Source organism: Thermanaeromonas sp. DSM 22490, from assembly GCF_056378755.1.
On sequence record NZ_JBJHHE010000030.1, the window covers coordinates 1 to 23,112 of the forward strand.

Sequence of the window (23,112 nt, forward strand, 5' to 3'; positions counted from 1 at the left end):
CCCATCTCAGAAATCGGTGGGGGTTCTTTATTCTTATCTTACGTAAGGGCAAAAAGTGGGTTATATTTGACGGTTACCTTCATTCCTTATGTAGAATCTCCTCTACTTCCTTCTCCTTTTCCGGGCTTAAACCTAAGTAAGTATCAAATATCGCGGTTATAAGTCCCAGCTTCGCTGGGTCTAGCCGCATTCTGGTCAGCATTCTTGTAAACTCTCCATTAGACGTCGCTAAGTTAAGAGCCGGTGAGGCCCTCCAGGCTTGGGGTTGGTCAGCCCCAGCTAAGGTGTTCCTACAATACTACTTTTCTCTGACCGATTATGGTTGTATTACAATGTGATATGGAAGGTGAAGCTCTTTTGTTTCACACTATTCGCTGGCGCCAGGATAGGATATCTCACATCGAGCAGAAACACGGAATAACACCAGAAGAAGTTGAAGAAGCTGTATTCGACGATCCCCATGCTATTCTATTGCGTGGTCCTATTATGTACTTGGCCGCACCGCAAGTGGCAGATATTTGGCAGTCGTGCTTCTGGATCAAGGAGAAGGTATAGCCCTTCCAGTCACAGCACGCGACATGTCTCAAAAAGAAAGACGACAGTATAGAAGGAGGAAAGTTAAATGAAAAAATACCCGCCCGACACAGATGATCTCCATGTGCTCGCCGAATTCTTCGATGAAACCGATATAACTGAACTTGAAGGGTTAGAACTGGTTGGTAAAAAACCCCAACGGCAGATGATAGCTGTCACAGTCAGGTTGCCCAAGGAAGACCTGGACGAACTAAAGCGCCGGGCAAAGATGCTGGGGTTGGGTTATACAAGCCTAATCCGCGCAGCCGTAAGGCGCTTTGTGGCAAAAAAGTTGTAATTTCAGTCTGCTTCTCCTCTTCCGGGCTTAAACCCCTTTATGTAATCCTGCAGCGAACATACAAACTGGCTAAGGGAAGTAGGCCTCAAAGCATTGACCAGCCTTTCGTCAGCCGTGATGAATACTCCGGTTTTTGCCACCGCCAGGGCAATATACAAGCTGTCATACAGCGTCCGCTTGTAACCGCAAGCAATCTCAAAGGCAGCGGGAAGCAAAGGCTGCATTTCGGCAACCCTAGCAGGGAATTCCTGAACCACGGCCTCTAATATCTTACGGGCGTCTTCCCCGTCAATTTCGCCGCGCATACACTTTTTCCACAAGACATTGCCCACTTCAGCATAAATCAGTTCTGGTGCCCATAAATGGCAGTCGCCTTTTGCCGCCCTTTCCAGAAATTCTACTGCCGCCTCCCATTGGGATTCGGGGATGTACCATTTAACAGCAACGCTGGCATCTACAACAATTATTTTCACCTTTCCCTATCCTCTCTGATTAAATCAACACTGTCGCTGTAGCTTTTCCCTTTTACCTGCAATTGCTTCCTTATCTCGGCAGCCAGTTTGAGGCCGTCCAGGCTTTTTTCCTTAGCGGCTTCTTCCAGAATTTTATGCAATTCCATCTGTAAAGATCGGCCTTTAGCAGCTGCCCGCTGCTTTAAAATAGTTAAAACCTCCTTGGGTACATTTCGGATGAGGACATCGGGCAGAGCCGGCACCCCCTTGCTATCATTTTGATAGCTTAATTATAACATTTGCCATCCCGCACAACAACCGGTCATCTCCTCCACTTCCTTCTCCTCTTCCGGGCTCAAAGCCGGGTAAGTCGGATCCACTCCAACCTACCAATAAGATTTCCCTGTTTGCATCGCGGACACCTAGTGTCCGCACCTTCGTACTCGCCCAATACCAGGCGCGGGTTTCCACAGTCGGGACACTTTACTGGGTACCCCTGTTTGAATTCTTCTCTCGGCTCACACTCTAACAGGAGGATTTTCTATAATCGCAATAGGTTTGAATAGCTCCCTGTATAAAATCCGCCTGGACAGATCAGATAGGATGGGGTCTGGGCTTTCCTGCCAAATTTTTAACGCCATCCAGATATCGGAATCATCGATAGATAAACAATGGCTCCACTCCCAATCACCAGCTAAGAATGGTCTTAGGGATACAGGTATCTGGTCAAGTGGCTGTCTGTTCTGACACTTTAAACCGCGGCACAACAAACAGGCTACCCCCAAAGACTAAACCCCTTTTCGTCGCCCAAGAAGTCTAAGAAGCCTCAGAAGCCGGCGAGCAGAGGCGTTCTCACCTTCCTCAATGGTTCAGGCCCAAAAATCTCTTAAGGTCGCTTTCACCGGTCACCTCGAACACCTTCTCCGCCAGCTCATCAAGGTCCTTCAAGGAAAGAGCTTTTATTTTCCCAGGTTACCCTGCAAATCCTGCTTTTCAGGGTAGCTCCACCAGTTCCTCACTAGAGCCGCAAAGATGCCCAGCATCAGGCCCAGCATCAGGGCTACTGCGGCATTGAGTGCTAGCCGCGGCCTAACCTTTATAGGATCGCTGACAGCATCTACTACCCTGGCCGGGTGCAGGGCGGCCAATTTTTCCTGAAGGGAAAGATATTGAGCTATCAACCCCACTTTTTCCTGGGCCTGGGCGCTGCTAAGCTGAGTCAACTGCAAGGCATAAAGCTTCTTCTCTATCTCGCTTAAAGAAGACTTCTCCAGTGTGGAGATAATCTGCTCGATTTTTTCCCTTGTGGCCTGGGCTTCTTCTAGGTCGCGAAGGATTTTAGTTAAATTTTTCTCCAGAGGTGCGCGGCGTTCCCTATAAACCTTATCTCGCTGTTCGAGAAAAAGGGCCAGCATCTTCTCAGCCACGGCTTTTACCTGCCCCGGATCCCTGCCCTCCAGCGAAAACTTTATATAATTAGTATCCTTTACAACTTGCCCGCGCGGTTGGAAGGTGCGAGGGTCGGCAGGTAACGATAATTTTTTTAGGGCTTCGTTTAGTAACGCCCGACTTTCCAAACTTTCCCTAGCTTCGTTTTGTCTTAATATTGTCGCCTGCACTATTTTACCAGCGCTATCCACAATCCTTTCTTCTTCCGGCTTATCCAGCTCTACTAGAGCTTCAACCTGGTAAACCTGGGGTGAAGCAAGGCTTACGAGTACAGCAACTAAGACGCAAGCCAGTGTAGCACCAATGACCAGCCACCGCTGGCGCCAGATAGCGAGCAAGAGCTCTCGCAACTCTATTTCATCGCCGTAATACTCGTATATAGGCTTAGCTTCTGGAACGCTCATGAGCTCTCGACTACTCCTTTCTTACATATTGTCCTCTATCCTCTAACCTAGGCACCCGCCTAGGGGACAAGCCATCCCGTCCGCACTCCATACCTCACCCACTACCACAAAAGCTTAAAATACTCCATCCCCACCACCTCTATTCCCGTATCCTGGCGCCACCATTCCTCCGGTATAAGCCAGGGGTTTCCTGCCCCGTAGAAGCCCAACCGGATGAGCATACGCTCCCAGGTTCAGGGTAGCTACGTTCGCTGCGTTAGACAGACAAGACTACCTCTTATTATTATTCCAGAAAACCCGTATGGATGGGTGCTGTGCCATTTCCAGGCGGTAACAATAATATCTTCCAGGCTCGCGTACTGAGGCCGCCAGCCTAGCTCGGCCACCGCTTTTTCCGCTGAGGCCACCAGTACAGCGGGATCGCCCTGCCGCCGTGGTCCTACCCGGCACCGAACTTTCCTTCGCATTACCTCGTGCCCTGCCTTCACCAGTTGCCATACCGTATGGCTGCCGATATATCCGGCTCTGCCGATCACTAGTACCCGCATCCCTGCTTGGCCCCTTCTCTCAACGCTCTTTATTCTAACTCCACATAGATTGCCGTAGCATCATCGAACGTGCTGAACCGGGGGTACTTTAAACATTCACGATCGCTTTCTTCTATTTCCCGCAACATATTTGCCATTCTCTCTAGGCTGCTGGTCTTCAACGCCTCCAGTAAAGACGCCCAAGAAGGATAGGCAGGAAAAGTATCGACCAGCCGCGAAAAACCGTCAGTGGCCAGCAGAAGCTGAGTATCATTTTCTACAGGTAGTACTCCGCTTAAAGCGTGTTCTACCGCTACAACGCTTCCATTAAAAATCCAGTATCCACCGGGCTCGTTCATTAGCGCCCGGTTTTCCTGGAGAAGGGGTAGAATCGCTTCCCTGGCGGCCGAACTTGACATTCCTTGGGTTAATTGCAAATGTAACTTTTCCTTAATGGCCATCTCATCAAGATGTTTTACGGAGTCGTCGGTAATTACTTTTAAAACCCCATTGCTCCTGAGAGCTACCACCACATCACCCAGGACCAGGTACTCTATATGTTTCTCATGTATCCTGACTACGGCCACCGCGCAGCTGGGCAACTCCCAGCGCTTCCGACCCTTCATGTCCCCCAGATCTCGTTCAATCTCTTGGGCAGCCGAGATCATGATTTCGTTTAAACTTAAACTCACTTCCTTAGACTTACTACGAATAACCTGCTCCAGCCTATCCATTAACCCGCGCAGCTCTGCGTCTGCGGACGGGGTATAACTTGGGGAGAGCGGGGTGGCGCCGTCCATAACCCAGAAAGTATTGTTCTCATACCCGTAAAGGTCATGATTCACCGGGCCTCCGGATAGAGAAATCGCCTCTAGCCTGCTTAATTTCATCCCAGGAATACACCTCTTAAGGCTAAGACAGGACCCAATATCAGGACTGCTGCCAGCAACAGTATCGCGATTATCCTATACCAACCCGACTTCCCGTACAACATTATACTCAAGCCGGCGTAAATGCACAGTAAACTTCCACTGAAGACCAGCAACAGCAATATCCCCTGTTCAAAAGGCTGCTTGGCAATAAACTGAATACTGCCGACCGTAAAGGAGACAATAGCTGCAAACAATCCCAGGAATTGTAAGCTCTCGTTTCTGAATTGCTTAAGCTGTTCCTCAGTTTCCCGGCGCGCTTGGGCTATATAATCAGTGGCATAACTCAACTTCTCTTCAACTTTTTTGCTAAATTCCATTAACTGGATTTTAGCCAAGAGATAGTAGTATCCGTTCAAGCGGATGGAATAATCAAAGGCGCTGGAATCTTCCATGTCTATGGCTCTCTGGACTAACTCCTTGGCTTCAGCAAAACTTCCCTTTAGCGCCAGCAATTGAGATTTAGTGCTATAGAATTTGGGATAGTCAGGATCAAGGTGGAGAGCCTCATTTATGGCTGCCTCCGCTTCGGCCAGATTACTTTCGCGCTCGATCACCCCTTCATCGATTAGATTAATCAAGATTTCCGCTAAAGAATGTAGTATCCCGGCATGGTTTCGCACGGCATTGGCAGCCTGTCGCGCATAGTGTAAGGCCCTATACAAATCCTGTTGTTTCCCCGTGCTCCGGTAATATAAAGAAAGAACGTGGGGAAACGTGGGATGACCACCGAAAAGCTCTTGATACTGCTCTATCAGTTTACCAACCTTAGTTATATCCCGGGCATGGCGGTAATAAATATTAAGGCCGTAGAAACCGGCATAGGCAATTTTTCTAGATCGATCATCTACTACCTCGTTGCCTTCTTTAAGGGCCTCCTCAAGGACCTGGTAAAACAACCCATCAATTCCTGGAATTTGCGCCACTTTGGTAAGTAATACTTCAAACTCCCTATCGGTCTCCGAAGGGAGACTGGCTAATAAATCTCTCAATGCTTCCGGGGTCTTTTCTTCCTTCAACTTGTCCAACAGCACATATAGGCTTGTTTTCATCCTAATCGCCCTTTACTCAGTCTAACTGTAACCTCTTTTTACCGAAAAACCTGTCAGCCCACCTGTACTTTCTTACGTTCCCCTTCCATCCTAAACCCGGGCAAAACCATTCTTAGCGCTTCCTCCACTTCCTCCATTTCAGGCTTCCAATCCGGCCTCGAGACTAAGCGCAGGAATTTTTCCAAGCCCACTTCGTCTATCTCCTCGGGGTGCGCTATAAGGATACGCTCATGGGAGGTGGTATTGATCTTTTCCTCGGCGGTGAAGAGCTCCTCGTGGAGTTTCTCTCCCGGTCGAATACCGGTAAAGACTATTTCAATGTCTTCCCCGGGCTCATAACCCGAAAGGATAATCATGTTACGGGCCAGGTCCACTATTTTCACCGGGTCGCCCATATCCAGCACAAAGATCTCCCCGCCCCGGGCCAGGGCCCCGGCCTGGATGACCAGCTGCACTGCTTCGGGTATGGTCATAAAATACCGGGTCATCTCAGGATGGGTTACAGTCACCGGGCCTCCTTGAGCTATCTGGCGCTGGAACAAGGGCACTACACTACCGCGGCTTCCGAGCACGTTCCCGAAGCGCACCGCGGCAAAGCGGGTGCGGCTTTTCTTAGCCATGTACTGCACAATCATTTCGGCTACCCGTTTGGAGGCGCCCATTACGCTGGTAGGCTTAACGGCCTTATCCGTAGAAATAAGAATAAATATTTTACTTTTATACTTATCGGCAGCCTGAGCCACTCCCCAAGTTCCCAGCACGTTGTTCTTCACCGCTTCAGCCGGGTTAACCTCCATAAGAGGCACGTGTTTATGAGCTGCTGCGTGGAAGACAACCGCCGGCCTGTATTTTCTAAAAATGTAGTCTATGGCCGCCTCATCCCGCACATCGGCGATAACCTGGACCAGGTTTACTTCCGGGAAACTTGCGCTTAGCTCCTGCTCAATCTCGTAAATACTGTTCTCGCCCCGGCCCAGAAGTATTAAAAGTCTAGGCTGGAAACTGGCCACCTGGCGGCAGAGTTCAGAGCCTATGGAGCCGCCGGCCCCGGTGACGAGCACCACTTCACCACTCAAGTAGCCGGCGATAGCTTCTAAATCGACCTGTACGGGCTCCCGGCCCAGAATATCTTCTATACGCACCTCGCGTATGGGGTCCACCTTTACCTTGCCTTCAATCAAATCATACATGCCGGGTAGAATCCGTAGCCTCGCCCCCGTCCCATGGCAGATTTCCACGATCTCGCGGATGATCCGGCCCCGGACAGAAGGCATAGCGATGATGATCTCCTCTACTCCAAACTGCTCCACCAACCGGGGAATGTCTTCCCTAGTCCCCAGGACGGGCAGGCCATATAGCTGCCTACCTTGCTTTAGGGGATCGTCATCCACAAAGCCGATGGGCCTTATATCCCCTCCATTTCTGCTTCGGAGCTCACGGGCCACCATGGCCCCGGCATCCCCTGCCCCCATAATCAGTACTGCTTGTCCACCTTTTAAACCCGGGAAGGGATACTCGCGCAGCAGGCGCCAGAAAAGGCGTGAAGCCCCCACCAGAGCAACTATAAGGAGCCCCCACAGTACGAAGATGCTCCGCGGTAGGGGAAAATGGCCGGGAACCATGCGAAAGTAAGACCAGGAAACCACCGCCATAGTCCCCACGGCCGTAGCCCCAGTAATGGACAAAAGTTCCCCTATACTGGCATAGCGCCAGAGGCGATGATAAAGCCGGAACAAATAGAAGCAGGTTATATAGATGCATGTGGCGAGCGGCGCAAGCCTTATGGCATCTTGCAAGTATCTTATATTCCGGGGAGAAAAAACATTTTCAAAGCGCAGCCATAAGGCCAGAAAAAGGGCGAGATTTATAAGCAGCACGTCAATCGCAATAAGCAGCCAGATGCGTACTGTTCTGCGCACAGCTCTTTTCATAATAGAGCTCACTTCCTGATCTCAACATTCCTGTAAGGCCTTCTTCAGCACATAAGCAACATAGTCTATCTCTTCTAATGTTAAATCATTATGGAACGGTATGGCAATACAGGTCCCCCCTAACATTTGCGGAGTTAGGCTGTATGTGAGTATCTACCTGGTCCGTCACTCCTCCCGGCTCCAACCCTAATAATTGTTCGCAGGATGACCATCAAATCTGTCCAAAGTGTGGCTCGTTGGGCGTACTCCAGATTCAGTCTTATTTTTTCTGGGATAATCTGTTCTATATATGTCCGCTCAGGATCAGGTGAACTAGCTAATAGCTCACTTTCGTGACGGTAAGCGATGGAGGCCGGGTCGGTAATTCCTGGTACCATTTCCAACACCCTCCGCTGTTCCGGCGTATAAAGGGTCACGTACTGGGGTACTTCTGGCCGCGGCCCGACCAAGCTCATTTGGCCTAATACCACGTTAATCAACTGTGGCAACTCGTCTAGCTTGAACTTGCGCAGCCAGTACCCTATTCGCGTTATACGTGGGTCCCGCCCAACCGTCAAAGGTTTCCCACGTTTTTCTGCATCGACAACCATGGTTCGGAATTTCCATATGTAAAAAGGACGACCCTTATAGCCCAACCGCTCCTGGCGAAAGAATACCGGACCGCCATCCTCAAGCTTGATGAGGATAGCGATCAACAAAAACAGCGGCCAGAGCACGGCGAGTCCCAGAAGGCTCCAGAAAAGATCAAAAAGTCGCTTCGACCACTTCATCGTTGGTAAGCCCTCACCACATCCAGTACCGCTTCGATAACATCGGTCACGTCTTGATCCGACAGGCTCGGGTTTAAAGGCAGGCTCAACATGCGCTGGTAGTTGCTGTAAGCCACGGGGAAATCATCTGGGCGATAGCCATATTTATCCCTATAGTACGGGTGTAGGTGGATGGGGATGAAGTGCACCGAGGTGCCTATGTTGCGGGCCTTGAGCTCCTCGATGAACTGATCCCGCGTGATCCGGAGGGCTTCGAGGCGCAGCCTGAGCACGTACAGGTGCCAGGCGTGCTCAACCTCCGGACGTTCAACCGGAAGCTCTAAAGCCTCAACATCTCTGAACGCCTGGTTATAAGCGGCCACCACCTCACGCCGCCGCTGCTGAAAGCCGGCCAACTTTCGCAGTTGCCAAAGGCCCAGAGACGCTTGGATGTCTGTCATGTTGTACTTGAAGCCGGGAAGCAGCACCTCGTAGTACCAGCTACCTCCCTTGTCGTACCGCTTCCAGGCATCCCGGCTCATCCCGTGGAGGCTGACGATGCGGGCCCGCTCCAGGAACTCGGGATCTCCGGTAAGCATCCCCCCTTCAGCTGTTGTTAGGTTCTTGGTGGCATAGAAGCTGAAGGCCACTGGGTTGTTTGCCGAGCCGATATACCGGCCCTTGTACTTAGCCGGCAGGGCATGGGCGGCGTCCTCGATTACAGTCAGATTGTGGGCTTGCGCTAGCTCGTAGATGGAATCCAAGTCCACCGGGTGACCGGCGTAGTGCACCGGTATGATGGCCTTGGTCCGTGAAGTAATGGCAGCCTCTACCTTCACTGGGTCGATGTTAAGCGTATCGGGCTCTACATCCACCAACACCGGCCGGGCCCCCACGTGCTCGATTACGTTGACCGACGCAGCGAAGGTCATGGGCGTGGTGATGACCTCGTCCCCGGAACCAATTCCCAGAGTGACCAGGGCGGTATGCAGCGCCGCAGTACAGGAGTTGAGAGCCAGAGCACCAGGAGCTCCTAGGTAGGCTGCGAATTCCTGCTCGAACCGCTTCGTTTTGGGACCGGTGGTGATCCAGGTGGAGCGTAATGTATCTACGACCTCCTGAATTTCCTCCTCCCCTATGGTTGGAGGTGAGAACGCAAGAAAGGTGCTGCGCATCTTTCCCAGCCTCCTTGAGCTGCCGCTACCTTCCGCATCGCCACCAGATAATGTGTCCTCAAGAAGGGAACTCCGCTAAGTAGATAGCAGGCTAACCAACTATGAGGTGCCAAGCGGCGCACTATGGGAGGCGCCAGTGTTTACTCTTTCACAAGGCCTCAAAAAGCCGATCGATTTCGGATTTCTTCACACCCCGCACGTCCGGGTTCCACGGGTTGTTGTACCGGAAGTCGTACCATAGGATCAAGCCTCCCTTCTTTAGCACACGCATCATCTCCTGGGCGATGCGGCTCTTCATTAGAGCATCATGAATCGAAGTAAACACGGTAGACTGCAGTACAATATCGAAGGTATCGCTGGCAAAGGGGAGTTGTTCAGCGTTGCCGTGGATCAGGTTAGCACGGGGCACCCGCACCTTGGCTTCCCAAACCCGCTCCTCGAGAAGTTCCACCCCGAAAAGATTCTCAGGTCGAGCACCCCACCGGACAAAATCCAGTAGCCATCCTCCCGTCCCACAGCCCACATCCGATATCTTCCGTTCCGTCAGCGGAGTCATACCGTGCTTTCGTAACAGCGCCAGCACAGCACGCTCTCTTTCCTGCACCATGAAGAGGTTACCACTGTTGAAATAGGAGTACTGGTCGACCGCAAGCTGTTTCTGACGCGCATAGCGTTCTTTTATCCGTTCAACTTCAATCTCTTCCTCCCTTATGGTAGGGGGAGAGAACGAGAAAAATTTGCTGTGTATACAAACCTAGCCTCCTTGGGTCCCTTTACCTTTATGGATCGGTGATTAAAATTAAGTTTTAAGAAAAGGTATTTTACTAAGGAAACAACAAGCCGACCAACTAATGGGTTTCGCTCCACAGCTTTCTTGCTTACCAGATGCTTTTCTATGTCCCACTTTATAGCCTGGATTACCGGATCTTCTACCACTTTGCACAAAAACTCAAGCTTTACAGCTTAAAAATAACCAAATTCGGGTGTAATACTATTTTTTGTCCTGAGTCCGACCAAGTTCTTTCAGCATCACTTTTATACTTCATCTTTTCCCGCCACCATTCTACTAGTTCCGCCAAGGTCTTCTGAAAAGGTATTTCAAAGGTATTTCCGGTATCCACCCTGTTTTACGGTTGATCTTTAAGAGTAGAGCCCCGCAGAAGCGGGATGTCGGTTTTATGCTGAAGTTTACAATAGAGTTCAAGATAATCTGTATACCAGCGATTTCGGTCAGCATCCCCGCTACTTCTCTTACCGTGTAAACCTTCCCCTTACAGACGTTGCAGGCCTCACCAGGACGGCCGTGCTACAGGAGCAGCCAGTAGCGTGTACCACGTCCCGTACGTCAGTAAAATCCCGGGCGGCGTCGTCCTCAGCGGTAATTAAGGGTCAGTACGACCCAGTGTAAGCAAACAGAAGCAGTACTCTAGCCCAGGCCGATGTGATTAAAAAAGCGTGCCCGAACGACGTTCAGTCCCACGGTAGGGTAGGCGCAAGCCGTCACATCAGTAACCGTGCTGGCAGCATAGTGGTTTACAGGTCCCAAGAGGTAGGTGGCATTTCCAGTGTGACAATGCTGTAAGCACCAACCGAACCGACACATAGAATCCGGGCTTGTGAGGCAACTTCATTTATTGCCTCGAAAAGGTTTAAGGTACCTTAGAAATTTACCTTGTAGTCCCTCTCTCAGCTTCCCCTCTCGCACCGGAAGCCTAAAAAATAGACCCCGGTGATCCATCATCAGAAATCCCTCTGTCGTTTGTCCATAAGATTATTGCATATTCCGAAGAATAATATCCCGCCACCAGCTAAACAAATCAGCAAGAGTTTGGCAGAAGGGTATCTCCGATATCCAGCCCGTTTCGCAGTTGATCTTGGCGGCAGAGCCAGAGAGCAATGTTATATCGGTTTTACGTTTTAGTTTTGGGCTGGAATGTAGGGAAAACCTTACATCTGCAATTTCCCCTAGCATCCTAGCGATTTCCCTTACCGTATAAACCCTGCCGCTGCAAACATTGTAAACCTCGCCAGGACGGCCCTTTTGCAGAAGCAACCAGTAGGCACGCACCACGTCCCGCACGTCGGTAAAATCCCGGGCGGCATCTAGGTTCCCAGCAGTGACTACCGCCTCCGAGCGGCCCAAGGCAATTTCAGCCACCTTTTGGGCTAGATGAGAACAGACGTAATCGTTGCCCTGGCCAGGACCAGTATGGTTAAAGGGGCGAGCCCGGATAATATGGAGCCCCTCGGCAGCATAAGCACAGGCTGCGGCCTCGGCAGCTGCTTTGCTGGCAGCATAATGGTTTAGAGGTGCTAGGGGTTGTTCCTCCACGATGGGCTGCTTCTCCAACGGGACAATGCCATAAGCGGTAGCAGAGCTAACAAAAAGCACCCGGGCCTGTGGGGCAGCCTCGCGGACCGCTTCGAAAAGATTTAAAGTACCCTGCAGGTTAACCTGGTAATAGTGCTGCCTATCTTCTCCTGTGGCGACGGCAATGCCAGCAAGATGATAAATCTCCTCTGGCAAAAAATTAGCTATGAGAGAAAACAACCCTTCTCTCTCCCTGATGTCCACGCGCTGTATGAGCGCGCCTGCCAGGAAAGAAACATCCGGCTGCTGGCTATGGCAGGTAGCCAGGACAGTATACCCTTTCTCTAAAAGAAATTTGACCAGGTAACGGCCAGCAAATCCGGCCGCGCCGGTAACTAGTGCCCGCATTCTTTTTTTACCCTCTCCAAATCGGCCTCCACCATTATCCGCACCAGTCCCTTAAAAGTAGTGCGCGGTTGCCAGCCCAGCTTCTCCCGCGCCTTGGTAGCATCGCCCACCAGAAGCTCCACATCCGCTGGGCGGTAAAAAGCGGGATCCTCCACCACGTAATCCTTCCAGTTAAGGCCCACGCAGGCAAATGCCTCTTCGGCGAATTCTCGGACACTATGGGTCTCACCGGTGGCAACCACGTAGTCATCGGGCTCGTCAGATTGCAGCATAAGCCACATGGCCTCCACATATTCCGGGGCGTAGCCCCAGTCCCTTTTGGCTTCAAGATTACCAAGCCTTAACTGATTTGCCAATCCATGCTTTATGCGCGCCACCGTATGGGTTATTTTCCTAGTTACAAATTCAAGACCCCGCAAGGGGGACTCGTGGTTAAAGAGGATACCAGAGCAGGCAAAAATCCCGTAGGCCTCCCGGTAGTTGACCGTCATCCAGTGGGCGTAAAGCTTAGCCGCTGCGTAAGGACTGCGCGGGTGAAAGGGAGTTTTTTCGTTTTGGGGTACCCACTGCACCTTGCCAAACATTTCACTGGAGGAGGCCTGGTAGAACTTTATTTTCGGGTTAACGATCCGGATAGCTTCTAGCATCCGGGCTGCGCCTAGTCCTGTGATCTCCCCTGTTGCTAGGGGCTGGTCAAAGGATACGGCTACAAAGCTCTGGGCGGCCAGGTTATATACTTCATCAGGCTGGACTTTCTCTAAAACGCGGGTGATATTCCCTAGATCTAGCAGATCTAAGGGAACCAGGTTTACCCTATCTTTTATCCCTAGATACTCCAGGCGCTCTAGGTTAACGGTGCTAGAGCGGCGGAAGGCCCCGTAAACCTGGTAGCCCTTCTCTAACAAAAATTTGGCCAGGTAGGCGCCATCTTGCCCTGTAATGCCGGTTATCAGTGCTGCTTTAGGCAAAAGCTTTCCCTCCTATACTTAGAGGTTTATTCTCGCCTACACCCGGAAACCTCAAAAGCGCTTCTTCCATAATGGTGCATATCTTCTTTAGCTCTTCCATAGTTTTTGCCTCGCATCTAGCCACCAGGATCGGCTGGGTATTGGAAGCCCGCACTAGCCCCCAGCCTTCAGGGAATATAACCCTTGCGCCGTCCACATCAATAACCTCATAGCCTCTCTCCTTAAAATGCTCCACTATCCCTGCCACTACACTTGCCTTATTCTCATCCGGGCAGGGGATGCGGGTCTCAGGCGTGGCGTGATACTTGGGCACATCTTCTAGCAGGCTAGATAAGGGCCTACCTTCCCGGGATAGAAGGCGAAGAAGTCTTGCAGCGGCGTAAAGGGCATCGTCGTATCCGTAATATTCATCAGCGAAGAAGAAATGGCCTGACATCTCGCCGGTAAACAGGGCCCCGATCTCCCGCATTTTGGCTTTGATTAAAGAATGGCCAGTTTTATAGAAAAAGGGGCGGCCTCCTAGCTTTTCTATCTCTTCTACTAGAGCTTGTGAGCATTTAACTTCTACAATAGCCGGCGCCCCTGGATGATGGGGAAGTATTTCCCGCCAGAAGAGGATTTGCAGCATATCCCCCCAGAGGATATTCCCTTTCTCATCCACTACCCCCAGCCGGTCGCCGTCCCCGTCCAGGGCCAGGCCCACGTCGGCCCTCTCGGAAAGGACTACCTGTTTTAAATCTTTTAGGTTAGCGGGGATGGTGGGGTCAGGATGGTGGTGGGGGTAGGTGCTGTCAGGCTCGCAGTATAGGGGTATTACCTGGCAGCCCAGGGCTTTAAGAAGCTCTACCGCCAGGGGCCCGGCTACTCCATTGCCTGCATCTACTGCTACTTTAAGGGGTCTAACCAGCCTTATTCTTTCTTTTATGTAGCTTATATAGGCTTCCCTGGGGTCTTTCTCTTCTAGATAGCCTTCTCCCCCCACAAATTCTTTTTGTTCCATGAGGCGGCGTATTTTTTGGATTTCCTCTCCATGTATGGTTGTTCCCCCGGAGGATATTTTAAACCCGTTATCTTCCGGAGGGTTATGGCTGGCGGTGATCATGACCCCGGCTGTCAAGCCGTAATAGTGATGGGAGAAATAAAAGACAGGGGTGGGGTTCTCCCCTATATCCACCACCCCGCAGCCACCGGCCATGAGCCCTTCAACCAGGTTTTGGCGGAGAAGGGGGGAGTGCTTCCGGTTGTCCCGGGCTACTATTACTTCTTTTTCTCCCCGGCTTTTAAAGTAAGTGGCCAGCGCCCGGCCCAAAAGTTTTACTTCTTCTGGAGGAAAGTCCACCTCGGCTTTACCCCTTATATCATAAGCGCGGAAAACTAGTGGATTCATCTTTTTCTACCCTACCCTTCCGTATTCATCTTGCAGCCGCACTACGTCATCCATTTCCGGTGTGGATACTTCTAGGAAAGTAATATCGGTAGTGGCCGAAACTCTATGTATAGTACCTGGTAAAATATCTACAATTAATCCCGGGTAAATGGAGATCTTTTCTTCCCCTAGTTCTAAGATCCCTTCTCCAGAGAGGAACATCATAGTTTCTTGCTTCAGGCGGTGGTACTGGCGGCTTAAAGAATGCCCTCCCCGGACGTATATCACCTTGCCTACATATTTTTCAGTGACGCTCCACCATACCTCCCGCCCCCAGGGCTTTTCTTGTATAGGGCAAGGGGGGAAGGCTCCGTTTTCTAAGAAGGCCAACCCTAAATCCTGGGGCCTGCCCCCTTCCCCGGCGCTGGTGGTTTTGGAGCTTAAATACTGTTCTAATCCCCGGCGTTTAAGTTCTAGGATGACTTCTTTAAGCTGGGGGGCGCGGGATTTATCGGCTACCAGCAACACATCTTCAGTGTCAATGATGAGGACGTTTTTCATCCCGAAGGCGACGACTAGTTTGTCTTCTTTCTGGGCTCGTATGACGCTGCCTTCTGTCTCCATCAGCACAGCCTGGGCTTGCAAGAGGTTGCCCTGCCCGTCAAGCTCGCACACCCTTTCCAGGGCTGTCCAGGTCCCCAGGTCGTCCCAGGCGAAATCCCCAGGGATCACCAAAACCTTATCTGCCTTCTCCATTACGCCGTAATCGATGGATATGCGGGGGAGCATAGGGAATTCTTGGGCCAGTATTTGGGCTTCCCTCTCGCTTCCCAGGTAAGCTTGTATACGCTTGAAACCCTGGAAAAGCTCGGGCAAGTAGCGCTCAATGGCTTTAAGTATCACCCTTACCTTCCAGATAAACATGCCGCTGTTCCATAGGTATTGATTGGTGCTTAAAAAGAAAAGGGCTTTCTCAACGCTGGGCTTTTCGGTAAATTCTTTTACCCAGAACACAGGCTTACCCCATTCTCCGGGGTAGGGCTCGCCCAGGCGGATATAGCCGTAGCCTGTCTCCGGCCGGGTGGGGCGGATACCTACGGTGACAAGACAATCAGTGCTACCGGCTAGTTCCTTAGCCACGTGCAGGGTATCGATAAAGCGATTTTCATCAGGTATGAAGTGGTCTGCTGGCAGTACTGTCATGACTTGCTCGGGGTCCTGGCGGGCAAGGTAGAGGGCAGCCAGGCCAATGCAGGGCGCTGTATCCCGGCCTACAGGCTCCAGGATGATGTTTCTGGGATTTAACTCGGGCACCTGCTCTCTTACAGTATCTACTAGGTCCTGGCTAGTGACTATGTATACCTCTTCCAAAGGTACTAACCTAAGCGCCCGCCGCACTGCTTGTTGTAAAAGGGTACCCTCGCCCACTACTGGGAGGAACTGCTTAGGGTAGTCAGCGCGGCTATAAGGCCAGAACCTCTCCCCCCGGCCGCCTGCCATGATCACTGCTGAGGCTTTGTGCAAGTACTCTTTCCTCCCCTCATTCCTTATACCAAACCTTAGTCGTAAGAATAGAAAGCCTTACTTTAACCTTCGCGCCATCATTGCCAAACACTGGCTCAGCCTCCTCATTATGGAGATTATGCCACAACAGGTTCCACGCTTACGTTCACCAGTAAGTCCTTGAAGTTCAGCCGATTATTAGATAACAATAGAGTTGTCTAATTTAGGATGTTTTTCATCAAACCTCAAAATCCTCCTTCTGCAATTTTTCTTCCCACGTGGAGTGAGCTTCTTCTTTTTTACCATTCTCCTGCCAAATACTACATTATATTTTACGCTACGGGGGATACATAGCATATCGGTTTGGGTTTTACTATGCGCTTTCTTGCGGCACACTGCATTGGTGGCAGAGCTATACCACACAGGATCTTGAGGCCGCCAACTTTAATTTCTATAAAATCCTGGACATCCGCCTCACCAATTTCTTCCATCGAATCCCACGAATAACTTTACACTATGAGGGGGCTAGATAGTAGGGGCCCAGTTGGGGCCACTTCGGCCTACACCTTGATAACGAAACCCAAGTTGCATGAGTTTACGCCCGTCCAGTGCATTACGCCCGTCGAAAACGAAGCGTGGAGGCATCATAATCCGAAGTACTTCTTCCCATGGAAGCTTGGTGAATTCCGACCATTCTGTTACCAAGATCGCAGCTTGGGCACCGCATAAAGCATCCATCGCCGAGTTACACAAAATAATCTCAGTGGGTAACAAGGAGCGGGCATTCTCTAGAGCTCTGGGATCGTAAGCTCTTATTTCTCCCCCTTCCTCGTTCAGCAGTCGGGCGATATCTAAAGCAGGAGCCTCCCTCACATCATCGGTATTCGGCTTAAAGGCTAACCCCAAAAGAGCCACTTTTACCCCTTTCAATCTCCCAAAGACCTTCTGTAAGGCTTGAATAGGAAGCAATCTTTGACGATTATTAATGTTGATTACTGCACGGAGCAGTTCAAAGTTGTATTCTTTTACTGTGGAAAGAAATTCCAAAGCACGTATGTCCTTGGGAAAACACGAACCTCCATAGCCCAGGCCTGCCCGCAAGAAACTTAAACCAATACGAGGATCAAGTCCAATCCCTTGGGCTACATCGTCCACATTCGCCCCTATCCGATCACATAAGTTAGCGATCTCGTTGATGAAGGAGATCTTAGTAGCTAGAAAGGCATTAGCGGCGTACTTGATCATCTCAGCACTCGTTATGTCGGTCACAAGGATATCAGCTTCAATGCCTTCATACATCTTTTTAACTAAAGCGATGGCCTTCTCATCCTCTCCGCCGATCACGATGCGATCAGGATGGAACCAATCGTAAACTGCTTGCCCTTCCCTTAGGAATTCAGGATTGGAAATATACTGTAATTCGGTATTAGCCAATTCCTCTGCCACCAAACGAACACCTGTTCCCGGGGGTACTGTGCTTTTTACTACGATAACCGCCGAATGTGAAGAATGCTCCCGGATCCATCTAATGGCTGAACGAAGTTGGGAAAGGTCAGTACCCCCATAAGGTCGGGATGGTGTACCAACTGCCACCAAAATAATCTCTCCAAGGGAAGAAGCTACTTCTTCAGGATGCTGAAAACGAAGCCGACCTGCTTTTAAACCTGCAATGAGAAGTTGAGAAAGTTCTGGTTCGTAAAATGGACAGACACCCTGCTGAAAAGCAGAGAGCTTTCTCCAATCAACATCCACTCCTAAGACATCATGACCGGCATAAGCAAGGGAAGCCGCAGCAACAGCACCTACATATCCTAGCCCTACTACTGTAATTCTCATCCTATTTCACTCCGTTTCAACGGCTTGGTGTCCAAGTAATCATAGCGCGACCACGCAAGCCATTATATACTCCTATTAACATTGCGAAACAGGAAAGGCAAAAGTAATAAGCAAGATGCGCGAATTTGGGCGCCTTCTGCTTTAATACTACCTCACTAAGAAAACCCCAGATAGCAAACAGATAGAAAGCTATTTGGCCAGCCATGGTGGCGACATAAATCCAACTTTGTCTTACCAAAAGAATATTGGAAGCAAAAGTGAGCAATAAGAAAAGTCCAAAAAGCCAACGTAGTACTCTATGTGACCAAAGTTGGATGGCAAAGAAGCCATATCGGAAAGGATTTAATAAGCTAAGTAACAATTTATCACTCTTTAGGCTATATACAGCTCGTGTCACGATTCTTATCCTTCTACGAAATTCCGCACCTAGGTTCGGCGTCGTGCTTTCCCAGCTTACAGCTTCAGGCTCATAGATAACCTTGTACCCCTTCTGTACTAGCCTTAAAGGCCTTACTAAATCCTCTTGGACCTGAGAGGGTAAAGGTTCAAACAATTCCTTTCGCACCGCATATATTGCTCCATCGGCTCCAACAAGGGAGGAAACTCGACTTTCTAACCTCTTAAGAATCTGTTCATACTGCCAGTAAGTCCTCTCCCCTTCGACACCCTCTTGCAACCCTTTTCCTGAAGGTAAATATCGAAGCTCACCAGAGACACAACCCACCTTTGGATCGATGAAATTGCGGACAAGTTTTCGGATAGCGTCCGGTTCGTACATGCTGTTAGCATCAGAAAAAACTATGACTTCGCCTGTGGCGATCTTGACAGCCTTATTCTGGCAATAAGTCTTCCCTTTGCGTCCCTCGATCCGGAGAAGCTTGACACCGTCATTTGTATAGCTTTTTACAATCTCATCCGTTCGATCAGTAGAGGCATCAGAAAAGACAATAATTTCCAGTTTTTCTTTGGGATAATCCAGCTTGAGGCTATTTTTAATCTTCTTGCCAATCACCGTTTCTTCATTATAAGCAGCGATGATAAGAGAAACTTTGGGTTGATAAGTTTCACTCACCTTTATATGGTTTGTACGGAAAAACGCAAGTAGCCCTAGCAGAAGTGGGTAGCCAAAGTAAATATAAAACAAACCAAATAGTGCGAACCAAAAAATAATTGCATTAAGTATCATCAGCTTTTCCCCTCCGAGTGTTCGAAGGCATAAGTTAGATCTTTATAGTTTACAATACTATGTCTCATGTAAGGCTGAAGATTCAATTATAGACCTACCTTCTTTTCCTACCATACTAAGCCTCTCCTCTATAGAGTCAACAATCTTTTTAATATCGAAATTAGTCTCACAATAAATACGACACCTTTTTCGCATTTCATGATTGACACCATGTGTAAGCCCCCATATGATCCGCTCTGCAAGGGCTTCCGGCGTCGTATCTTTACAAAGAAATCCTCTGCCTAACGGAGACAGTACTTCTGTGTTTGCCCCAATTGGTGTAGCAATGACAGGTGTTCCGCAACTTAATGCTTCAATCGTGGATAATCCGAACCCTTCAAGTGCCAAGGTAGGTAATATAAACAAATCTGCTGCTTGGTAATATTTGGGTAATACTTCCTCAGGAATAAAGCCTAGCATACGAACATAATTTTCAAGGTGAAGTTTTTGTATTAATTTCTTGAGTTCAGCCTCTAAATATCCCTTACCACCTATAAGCAATAGAATTTCAGGAATTTGTTTGACAACAAGATTGACAGCAACAATAAGGTTTTCCAACCCCATTCTAGCTACCAACCGTCTAACAGTAAGTAATATGGGTCGATCTAAAGGAAGTCCTAATTCCTTGCGAACGGCTTTAGGATCATCGTTAAAAGAAAATCTACTAGTATCCACTCCTAACGGGATACGAAGGATCTTCCCTTTGTCAATTTCATTATAGAGCCGATGCATCTCCTCTTCTATAAACCGGCTTCGTACGATTACTGTGTTAGAACGGGACAAGGCTTGATATTCCTTTGCCTTAATCCATCGGTTTACTATTTTCACTAAAGGCGTACTCCAACCATACTTCCCCCTCTGAGCATCAATTTCAATCTCTTGGAGTATAGGTGCATGAAAGACATATACATAGGGTATCTTGGTAGTAGATTGCGAAAATCCAACTGCCTGGAATACATCGTGGATATAAGCTACGTCAAAGTGAAATTGCTTATGTAAACGAACAACTAATCCGGGTATTTGATGAAGACTGAATATAGGATAAAGCCGATAAAAAATTGTTTCTTTAGAAGGGCTCACATAACGGTAAAGCTCGTAGCCATCTCTCACCTCATGGGATGGTAAATCCTGCTTCAAGCGCCTACTCACAACTACAACACGATGTCCCCGTGCTACAAGCCCCTCTACCTCTGGCAATAAGCTTTTACTAATCCCACCTGTGTGATCAGGTAAAAATGCATCTGAAAGAACAAGAATGTTCATTAGTCTACCTCCATTCCTACGGTTCTTCCGCGAATAGTAACCACAATAAATACTAGCAAAAGGGCCTGAAAAAGATGTATAGTCAAAAGGTCAATAACGGTTTGTTCAACAGCGACAAAAAATGTTGGAAATATCATGCTGATGATTAAAATATTGGAAAGATTTGCCTTGGGTCGGATTAGATACTCAAACAAAAAGCGCCATAATACTCCAATAAATAACATACCCAAAATTACACCACCAAGACCGAAAGCCCAATAAAATTCACCTGGAAGTGTAAGAGCTACCGATGTTCCTTCATGGAAAATACGGGGAAAGAATCTTTCATAAAATATTTTCCCAATACTAATTATTGGCTTCTCAGGCCAAAGGTATCTTGGAATCCAAGCCACCAGCAGAAACGAAAGGTGTGAACATAGGGTATATGGTTCTTCCCTCGGTACATGTTCCACAATGATTGCTAAGGAGTCAAGTCCATGCTGTCTTGCCCAAATTAGCTTAAAAAGCTGTGAGGGATCTTCCCAGAAATTCGAGGCCTGTGATAACGTTGTCCCTAAGTCTGCTGTACCACCCCGAAGGACGGAAAGAAGCGGGAAAAGAAGAATAAATAGTACAAGCAATATAACTGCCCAGCGGCCATATAACATACTAACCTTAATATACTTGTCTCGTCTCGAGGTCATATAAGAACCAATCAAAAGCCCCAGTAAGAGAAAAACGAACTGGGCTCGAGAACCACTTATAAATCTGAATGCTAACTCCGGTACAAGAAGCAGGCTAAATAAAAACCAGTAGTTATGATTTCCCTCTATCTTGGCTAAAATGAAAACAATTAATAGACCAACCGTTGCTAAGCCTGAAAGGATACTTAGGTATATAGTGCCCTGGGCTTGAGCAAGCTGGACATATTTATTTGTCCTCAACCAACCTTCTATCCCACCTGCTTGATAAAAAGTAAGAAAGAAACGAAGGCTCCAGCCAAAGATGATGCAAAGAAGTGCAACGTATAATGCACGAGTCCTGTCCCATTTGCATGGCAAAATAGGTAAAGAATAAGCAATAATTTTTCCAAGGCGGACATGGTAGCCTATCCAAAAAACAAAAAGACCAATGATGCTTACACTAAGAGCCTTATTAAGCAATCCAAGATCGCTTATTTCGGGCGTAAACCCAAGGATTGGACTTCCGAAAATTAAATCATAAATTGCCCGAATTCCAAAGTGGGCAAAATAAAAAAGTGCAAACCATATACCTGGTTCAGCTAAATCTAGAGAGCACTGGATAATACGTCGCACTATCGGTCCGAAAACTATGAGACCTAACAAACCAATAAGTAGGTAAGTAATACCGCGGCTCTCAAAAGCCTCTATAAAACTTAAAGATATAATACTGACCACTAACCCTAACAGACCTGCTAAGAAAACAAAGAAGATAAAAGGGAAAACAGACTTTCGAACCCCTTTTTCTTGTTTGCTCATAGTCTCGGCCCTATCTTTCCTTTGTAACCGTCTAACAAACCTTGAAGGATTGCCCAAGCTACATCTCGCTGACCTTGCATCAAATACATACAAGCCCGAATGATTCTCCAGGGTGGATAAATTGTCGTAAACAAGATCCTGGCAAGACCCAGTAAGTACCGTCGTGCCAATAACACGCGATTTCTTGTGAGGTAGTAAAATTGAAGTGGTTTTGCTCGGCCTCCTAAACTTGCACCTCCCTTATGATACACAATAGCTTCCCCTGCAACAACAATTTTCCTACCGACTTGACGGCACCATAGACCAAGCTCAATCTCTTCACAGTAAAGAAAAAGTGATTCGTCAAGAAAATAACCGAGCGAGCGCCACCGTTCTAACAAGAGATCTTGCCGAATAAGCATTGCTGAGCCTTCAACTTGATCACTGGACCACCATCTCCTATTAGGAACATATCGCTGGCGTTCGCAATAAAAAAGCATAGCAGGGTAGCTGCTTTTGGCGAAAGTAATACTCTTGCCAGAATTGTCTTTTATTAAAGATCCTACAATACTGGCATTACTTTCTTCAGATATTGTCACCAACTCCTGTAAAAATCCAGGTGTTACTCTGGTATCATTATTTAAGAGCAAAACGTATTTGCAACCCTCGGCAATTGCCCAGGCAAGGCCGATGTTATTGCCTCCAGCATATCCAAGATTAGAACCCGACTCGAGTAAGACAACAGGAATCAACACCTCTCTACTCACTGTCGGAAGAAAAGTTGCCATTATAAATTGAAAAAAGCCATACTGATGGGCCAAGGCGATTGTATTAGAAAAGTCATTACTGTTTCTCATTCCTTGAGCGAAAAGCCATTGTTTTAGCTTCTCTAAAGAGCCATCTTCTGAACCATTATCAACAATTATAATTTGATAATTAGGATAGGTAATACATTGGAGAGACACTAAACACTCAATTGTATCTTGCCAACCGTTCCAGTTTAGGATAATAATTGCTACTTTAGGCCATACTTTTTCTTTGTTACATATTTCTGTTTTAGAATCCATAATCATTTACCACCTTAGAGCTCAAGATGCGTCTGAAGAACTTTTATATCGTAAATAAGTTTGTAAGTGTTTAGTATCGAGATCTAACAACCTATAATGGACCCAGAAAACTAGACACGAAAAATGGGGGTCCTAAGCGTCAGAATGGGTACTAGGAAACAATATCCAG

At 48.5% G+C, this 23,112-nt stretch carries 22 protein-coding genes and 1 pseudogene; 2 read left to right on the forward strand and 21 right to left on the reverse strand.

Going from position 1 to position 23,112, the window contains the following annotated elements; translation table 11 throughout:
- Window positions 1–79: 79 nt before the first annotated feature.
- On the reverse strand, window positions 80–202 hold the full coding sequence (locus AC1BI1_RS13630) for a hypothetical protein (protein WP_476717855.1): 123 nt from the start codon (window positions 200–202) through the stop codon (window positions 80–82).
- Between the two features lie 155 nt (window positions 203–357).
- On the opposite strand from AC1BI1_RS13630, the gene AC1BI1_RS13635 reads away from it, so the two are divergent.
- Complete coding sequence (locus AC1BI1_RS13635) at window positions 358–555, forward strand: BrnT family toxin (protein WP_476717856.1); 198 nt, start codon at window positions 358–360, stop codon at window positions 553–555.
- Between the two features lie 67 nt (window positions 556–622).
- Window positions 623–871, forward strand: coding sequence for a CopG family antitoxin (locus tag AC1BI1_RS13640; RefSeq protein ID WP_476717857.1), 249 nt, complete (start codon window positions 623–625; stop codon window positions 869–871).
- 2 nt (window positions 872–873) lie between these two features.
- Here the strand turns inward: AC1BI1_RS13640 and AC1BI1_RS13645 are convergent, their stop codons facing one another.
- The 20 genes and pseudogenes from AC1BI1_RS13645 to AC1BI1_RS13740 form a co-directional block, all read right to left on the reverse strand.
- A complete protein-coding gene (locus AC1BI1_RS13645; RefSeq protein ID WP_476717858.1) occupies window positions 874–1,344 on the reverse strand; it encodes a type II toxin-antitoxin system VapC family toxin in 471 nt (156 codons plus the stop codon).
- The gene (locus AC1BI1_RS13650) at window positions 1,341–1,586 is read right to left on the reverse strand and encodes a FitA-like ribbon-helix-helix domain-containing protein (RefSeq protein WP_476717859.1); all 246 of its coding nucleotides are present in this window, start codon (window positions 1,584–1,586) and stop codon (window positions 1,341–1,343) included. Before AC1BI1_RS13650 ends, AC1BI1_RS13645 begins: the two co-directional genes overlap by 4 nt.
- A gap of 598 nt (window positions 1,587–2,184) precedes the next feature.
- On the reverse strand, window positions 2,185–2,271 hold the full coding sequence (locus tag AC1BI1_RS13655; RefSeq protein ID WP_476717876.1) for a hypothetical protein: 87 nt from the start codon (window positions 2,269–2,271) through the stop codon (window positions 2,185–2,187).
- An 11-nt stretch (window positions 2,272–2,282) separates the two neighbouring features.
- Window positions 2,283–3,176, reverse strand: coding sequence for a Wzz/FepE/Etk N-terminal domain-containing protein (locus AC1BI1_RS13660; protein WP_476717860.1), 894 nt, complete (start codon window positions 3,174–3,176; stop codon window positions 2,283–2,285).
- A gap of 242 nt (window positions 3,177–3,418) precedes the next feature.
- Window positions 3,419–3,619, reverse strand: a pseudogene (locus AC1BI1_RS13665) (hypothetical protein); the annotation flags it as partial.
- Window positions 3,620–3,753: 134 nt separating this feature from the next.
- Window positions 3,754–4,593 (reverse strand): protein phosphatase 2C domain-containing protein, encoded by an 840-nt coding sequence (locus AC1BI1_RS13670; RefSeq protein WP_476717861.1) that lies wholly within the window; start codon window positions 4,591–4,593, stop codon window positions 3,754–3,756.
- Window positions 4,590–5,684: a tetratricopeptide repeat protein gene (locus AC1BI1_RS13675; protein ID WP_476717862.1), complete on the reverse strand. Its 1,095-nt coding sequence runs from the start codon at window positions 5,682–5,684 to the stop codon at window positions 4,590–4,592. The genes AC1BI1_RS13670 and AC1BI1_RS13675 overlap by 4 nt, the downstream gene beginning before the upstream one ends.
- 53 nt (window positions 5,685–5,737) lie before the next feature.
- Window positions 5,738–7,615, reverse strand: a complete 1,878-nt coding sequence (locus AC1BI1_RS13680; protein ID WP_476717863.1) for a polysaccharide biosynthesis protein — start codon at window positions 7,613–7,615, stop codon at window positions 5,738–5,740.
- 134 nt (window positions 7,616–7,749) lie between these two features.
- Window positions 7,750–8,385: a sugar transferase gene (locus AC1BI1_RS13685; RefSeq protein ID WP_476717864.1), complete on the reverse strand. Its 636-nt coding sequence runs from the start codon at window positions 8,383–8,385 to the stop codon at window positions 7,750–7,752.
- Window positions 8,382–9,539 carry a DegT/DnrJ/EryC1/StrS family aminotransferase gene (locus AC1BI1_RS13690; protein ID WP_476717865.1) on the reverse strand — a complete coding sequence of 386 codons (1,158 nt, stop codon included), beginning with the start codon at window positions 9,537–9,539 and terminating at the stop codon, window positions 8,382–8,384. Before AC1BI1_RS13690 ends, AC1BI1_RS13685 begins: the two co-directional genes overlap by 4 nt.
- Window positions 9,540–9,687: 148 nt before the next feature.
- Window positions 9,688–10,146 (reverse strand): class I SAM-dependent methyltransferase, encoded by a 459-nt coding sequence (locus AC1BI1_RS13695; RefSeq protein ID WP_476717866.1) that lies wholly within the window; start codon window positions 10,144–10,146, stop codon window positions 9,688–9,690.
- A gap of 1,164 nt (window positions 10,147–11,310) precedes the next feature.
- On the reverse strand, window positions 11,311–12,258 hold the full coding sequence (locus AC1BI1_RS13700; RefSeq protein ID WP_476717867.1) for a GDP-mannose 4,6-dehydratase: 948 nt from the start codon (window positions 12,256–12,258) through the stop codon (window positions 11,311–11,313).
- Complete coding sequence (gmd, locus tag AC1BI1_RS13705) at window positions 12,246–13,226, reverse strand: GDP-mannose 4,6-dehydratase (RefSeq protein ID WP_476717868.1); 981 nt, start codon at window positions 13,224–13,226, stop codon at window positions 12,246–12,248. Before gmd ends, AC1BI1_RS13700 begins: the two co-directional genes overlap by 13 nt.
- Window positions 13,219–14,613, reverse strand: coding sequence for a phosphomannomutase/phosphoglucomutase (locus AC1BI1_RS13710; protein ID WP_476717869.1), 1,395 nt, complete (start codon window positions 14,611–14,613; stop codon window positions 13,219–13,221). Before AC1BI1_RS13710 ends, gmd begins: the two co-directional genes overlap by 8 nt.
- Window positions 14,614–14,619: 6 nt before the next feature.
- On the reverse strand, window positions 14,620–16,116 hold the full coding sequence (locus AC1BI1_RS13715) for a mannose-1-phosphate guanylyltransferase (protein WP_476717870.1): 1,497 nt from the start codon (window positions 16,114–16,116) through the stop codon (window positions 14,620–14,622).
- Between the two features lie 504 nt (window positions 16,117–16,620).
- Complete coding sequence (locus tag AC1BI1_RS13720; protein WP_476717871.1) at window positions 16,621–17,931, reverse strand: UDP-glucose dehydrogenase family protein; 1,311 nt, start codon at window positions 17,929–17,931, stop codon at window positions 16,621–16,623.
- A gap of 16 nt (window positions 17,932–17,947) precedes the next feature.
- Window positions 17,948–19,117 (reverse strand): glycosyltransferase family 2 protein, encoded by a 1,170-nt coding sequence (locus tag AC1BI1_RS13725; protein ID WP_476717872.1) that lies wholly within the window; start codon window positions 19,115–19,117, stop codon window positions 17,948–17,950.
- Window positions 19,118–19,174: 57 nt separating this feature from the next.
- Window positions 19,175–20,419, reverse strand: a complete 1,245-nt coding sequence (locus AC1BI1_RS13730) for a glycosyltransferase family 4 protein (protein ID WP_476717873.1) — start codon at window positions 20,417–20,419, stop codon at window positions 19,175–19,177.
- Window positions 20,419–21,897, reverse strand: a complete 1,479-nt coding sequence (locus AC1BI1_RS13735; protein WP_476717874.1) for an oligosaccharide repeat unit polymerase — start codon at window positions 21,895–21,897, stop codon at window positions 20,419–20,421. Before AC1BI1_RS13735 ends, AC1BI1_RS13730 begins: the two co-directional genes overlap by 1 nt.
- Window positions 21,894–22,943, reverse strand: coding sequence for a glycosyltransferase family 2 protein (locus AC1BI1_RS13740; RefSeq protein WP_476717875.1), 1,050 nt, complete (start codon window positions 22,941–22,943; stop codon window positions 21,894–21,896). Before AC1BI1_RS13740 ends, AC1BI1_RS13735 begins: the two co-directional genes overlap by 4 nt.
- Window positions 22,944–23,112: the final 169 nt, after the last annotated feature.

Bases quoted from the DNA above. Each gene is read 5' to 3' on its own strand.
- AC1BI1_RS13630 (WP_476717855.1), bottom strand. From the start codon at position 202: ATGCTGACCAGAATGCGGCTAGACCCAGCGAAGCTGGGACTTATAACC.
- AC1BI1_RS13640 (WP_476717857.1), top strand. From the start codon at position 623: ATGAAAAAATACCCGCCCGACACAGATGATCTCCATGTGCTCGCCGAA.
- AC1BI1_RS13660 (WP_476717860.1), bottom strand. From the start codon at position 3,176: ATGAGCGTTCCAGAAGCTAAGCCTATATACGAGTATTACGGCGATGAA.
- AC1BI1_RS13670 (WP_476717861.1), bottom strand. From the start codon at position 4,593: ATGAAATTAAGCAGGCTAGAGGCGATTTCTCTATCCGGAGGCCCGGTG.
- AC1BI1_RS13675 (WP_476717862.1), bottom strand. From the start codon at position 5,684: ATGAAAACAAGCCTATATGTGCTGTTGGACAAGTTGAAGGAAGAAAAG.
- AC1BI1_RS13680 (WP_476717863.1), bottom strand. From the start codon at position 7,615: ATGAAAAGAGCTGTGCGCAGAACAGTACGCATCTGGCTGCTTATTGCG.
- AC1BI1_RS13685 (WP_476717864.1), bottom strand. From the start codon at position 8,385: ATGAAGTGGTCGAAGCGACTTTTTGATCTTTTCTGGAGCCTTCTGGGA.
- AC1BI1_RS13690 (WP_476717865.1), bottom strand. From the start codon at position 9,539: ATGCGCAGCACCTTTCTTGCGTTCTCACCTCCAACCATAGGGGAGGAG.
- AC1BI1_RS13695 (WP_476717866.1), bottom strand. From the start codon at position 10,146: ATGGTGCAGGAAAGAGAGCGTGCTGTGCTGGCGCTGTTACGAAAGCAC.
- AC1BI1_RS13700 (WP_476717867.1), bottom strand. From the start codon at position 12,258: ATGCGGGCACTAGTTACCGGCGCGGCCGGATTTGCTGGCCGTTACCTG.
- AC1BI1_RS13710 (WP_476717869.1), bottom strand. From the start codon at position 14,613: ATGAATCCACTAGTTTTCCGCGCTTATGATATAAGGGGTAAAGCCGAG.
- AC1BI1_RS13720 (WP_476717871.1), bottom strand. From the start codon at position 17,931: ATGAGAATTACAGTAGTAGGGCTAGGATATGTAGGTGCTGTTGCTGCG.
- AC1BI1_RS13725 (WP_476717872.1), bottom strand. From the start codon at position 19,117: ATGATACTTAATGCAATTATTTTTTGGTTCGCACTATTTGGTTTGTTT.
- AC1BI1_RS13730 (WP_476717873.1), bottom strand. From the start codon at position 20,419: ATGAACATTCTTGTTCTTTCAGATGCATTTTTACCTGATCACACAGGT.
- AC1BI1_RS13735 (WP_476717874.1), bottom strand. From the start codon at position 21,897: ATGAGCAAACAAGAAAAAGGGGTTCGAAAGTCTGTTTTCCCTTTTATC.
- AC1BI1_RS13740 (WP_476717875.1), bottom strand. From the start codon at position 22,943: ATGGATTCTAAAACAGAAATATGTAACAAAGAAAAAGTATGGCCTAAA.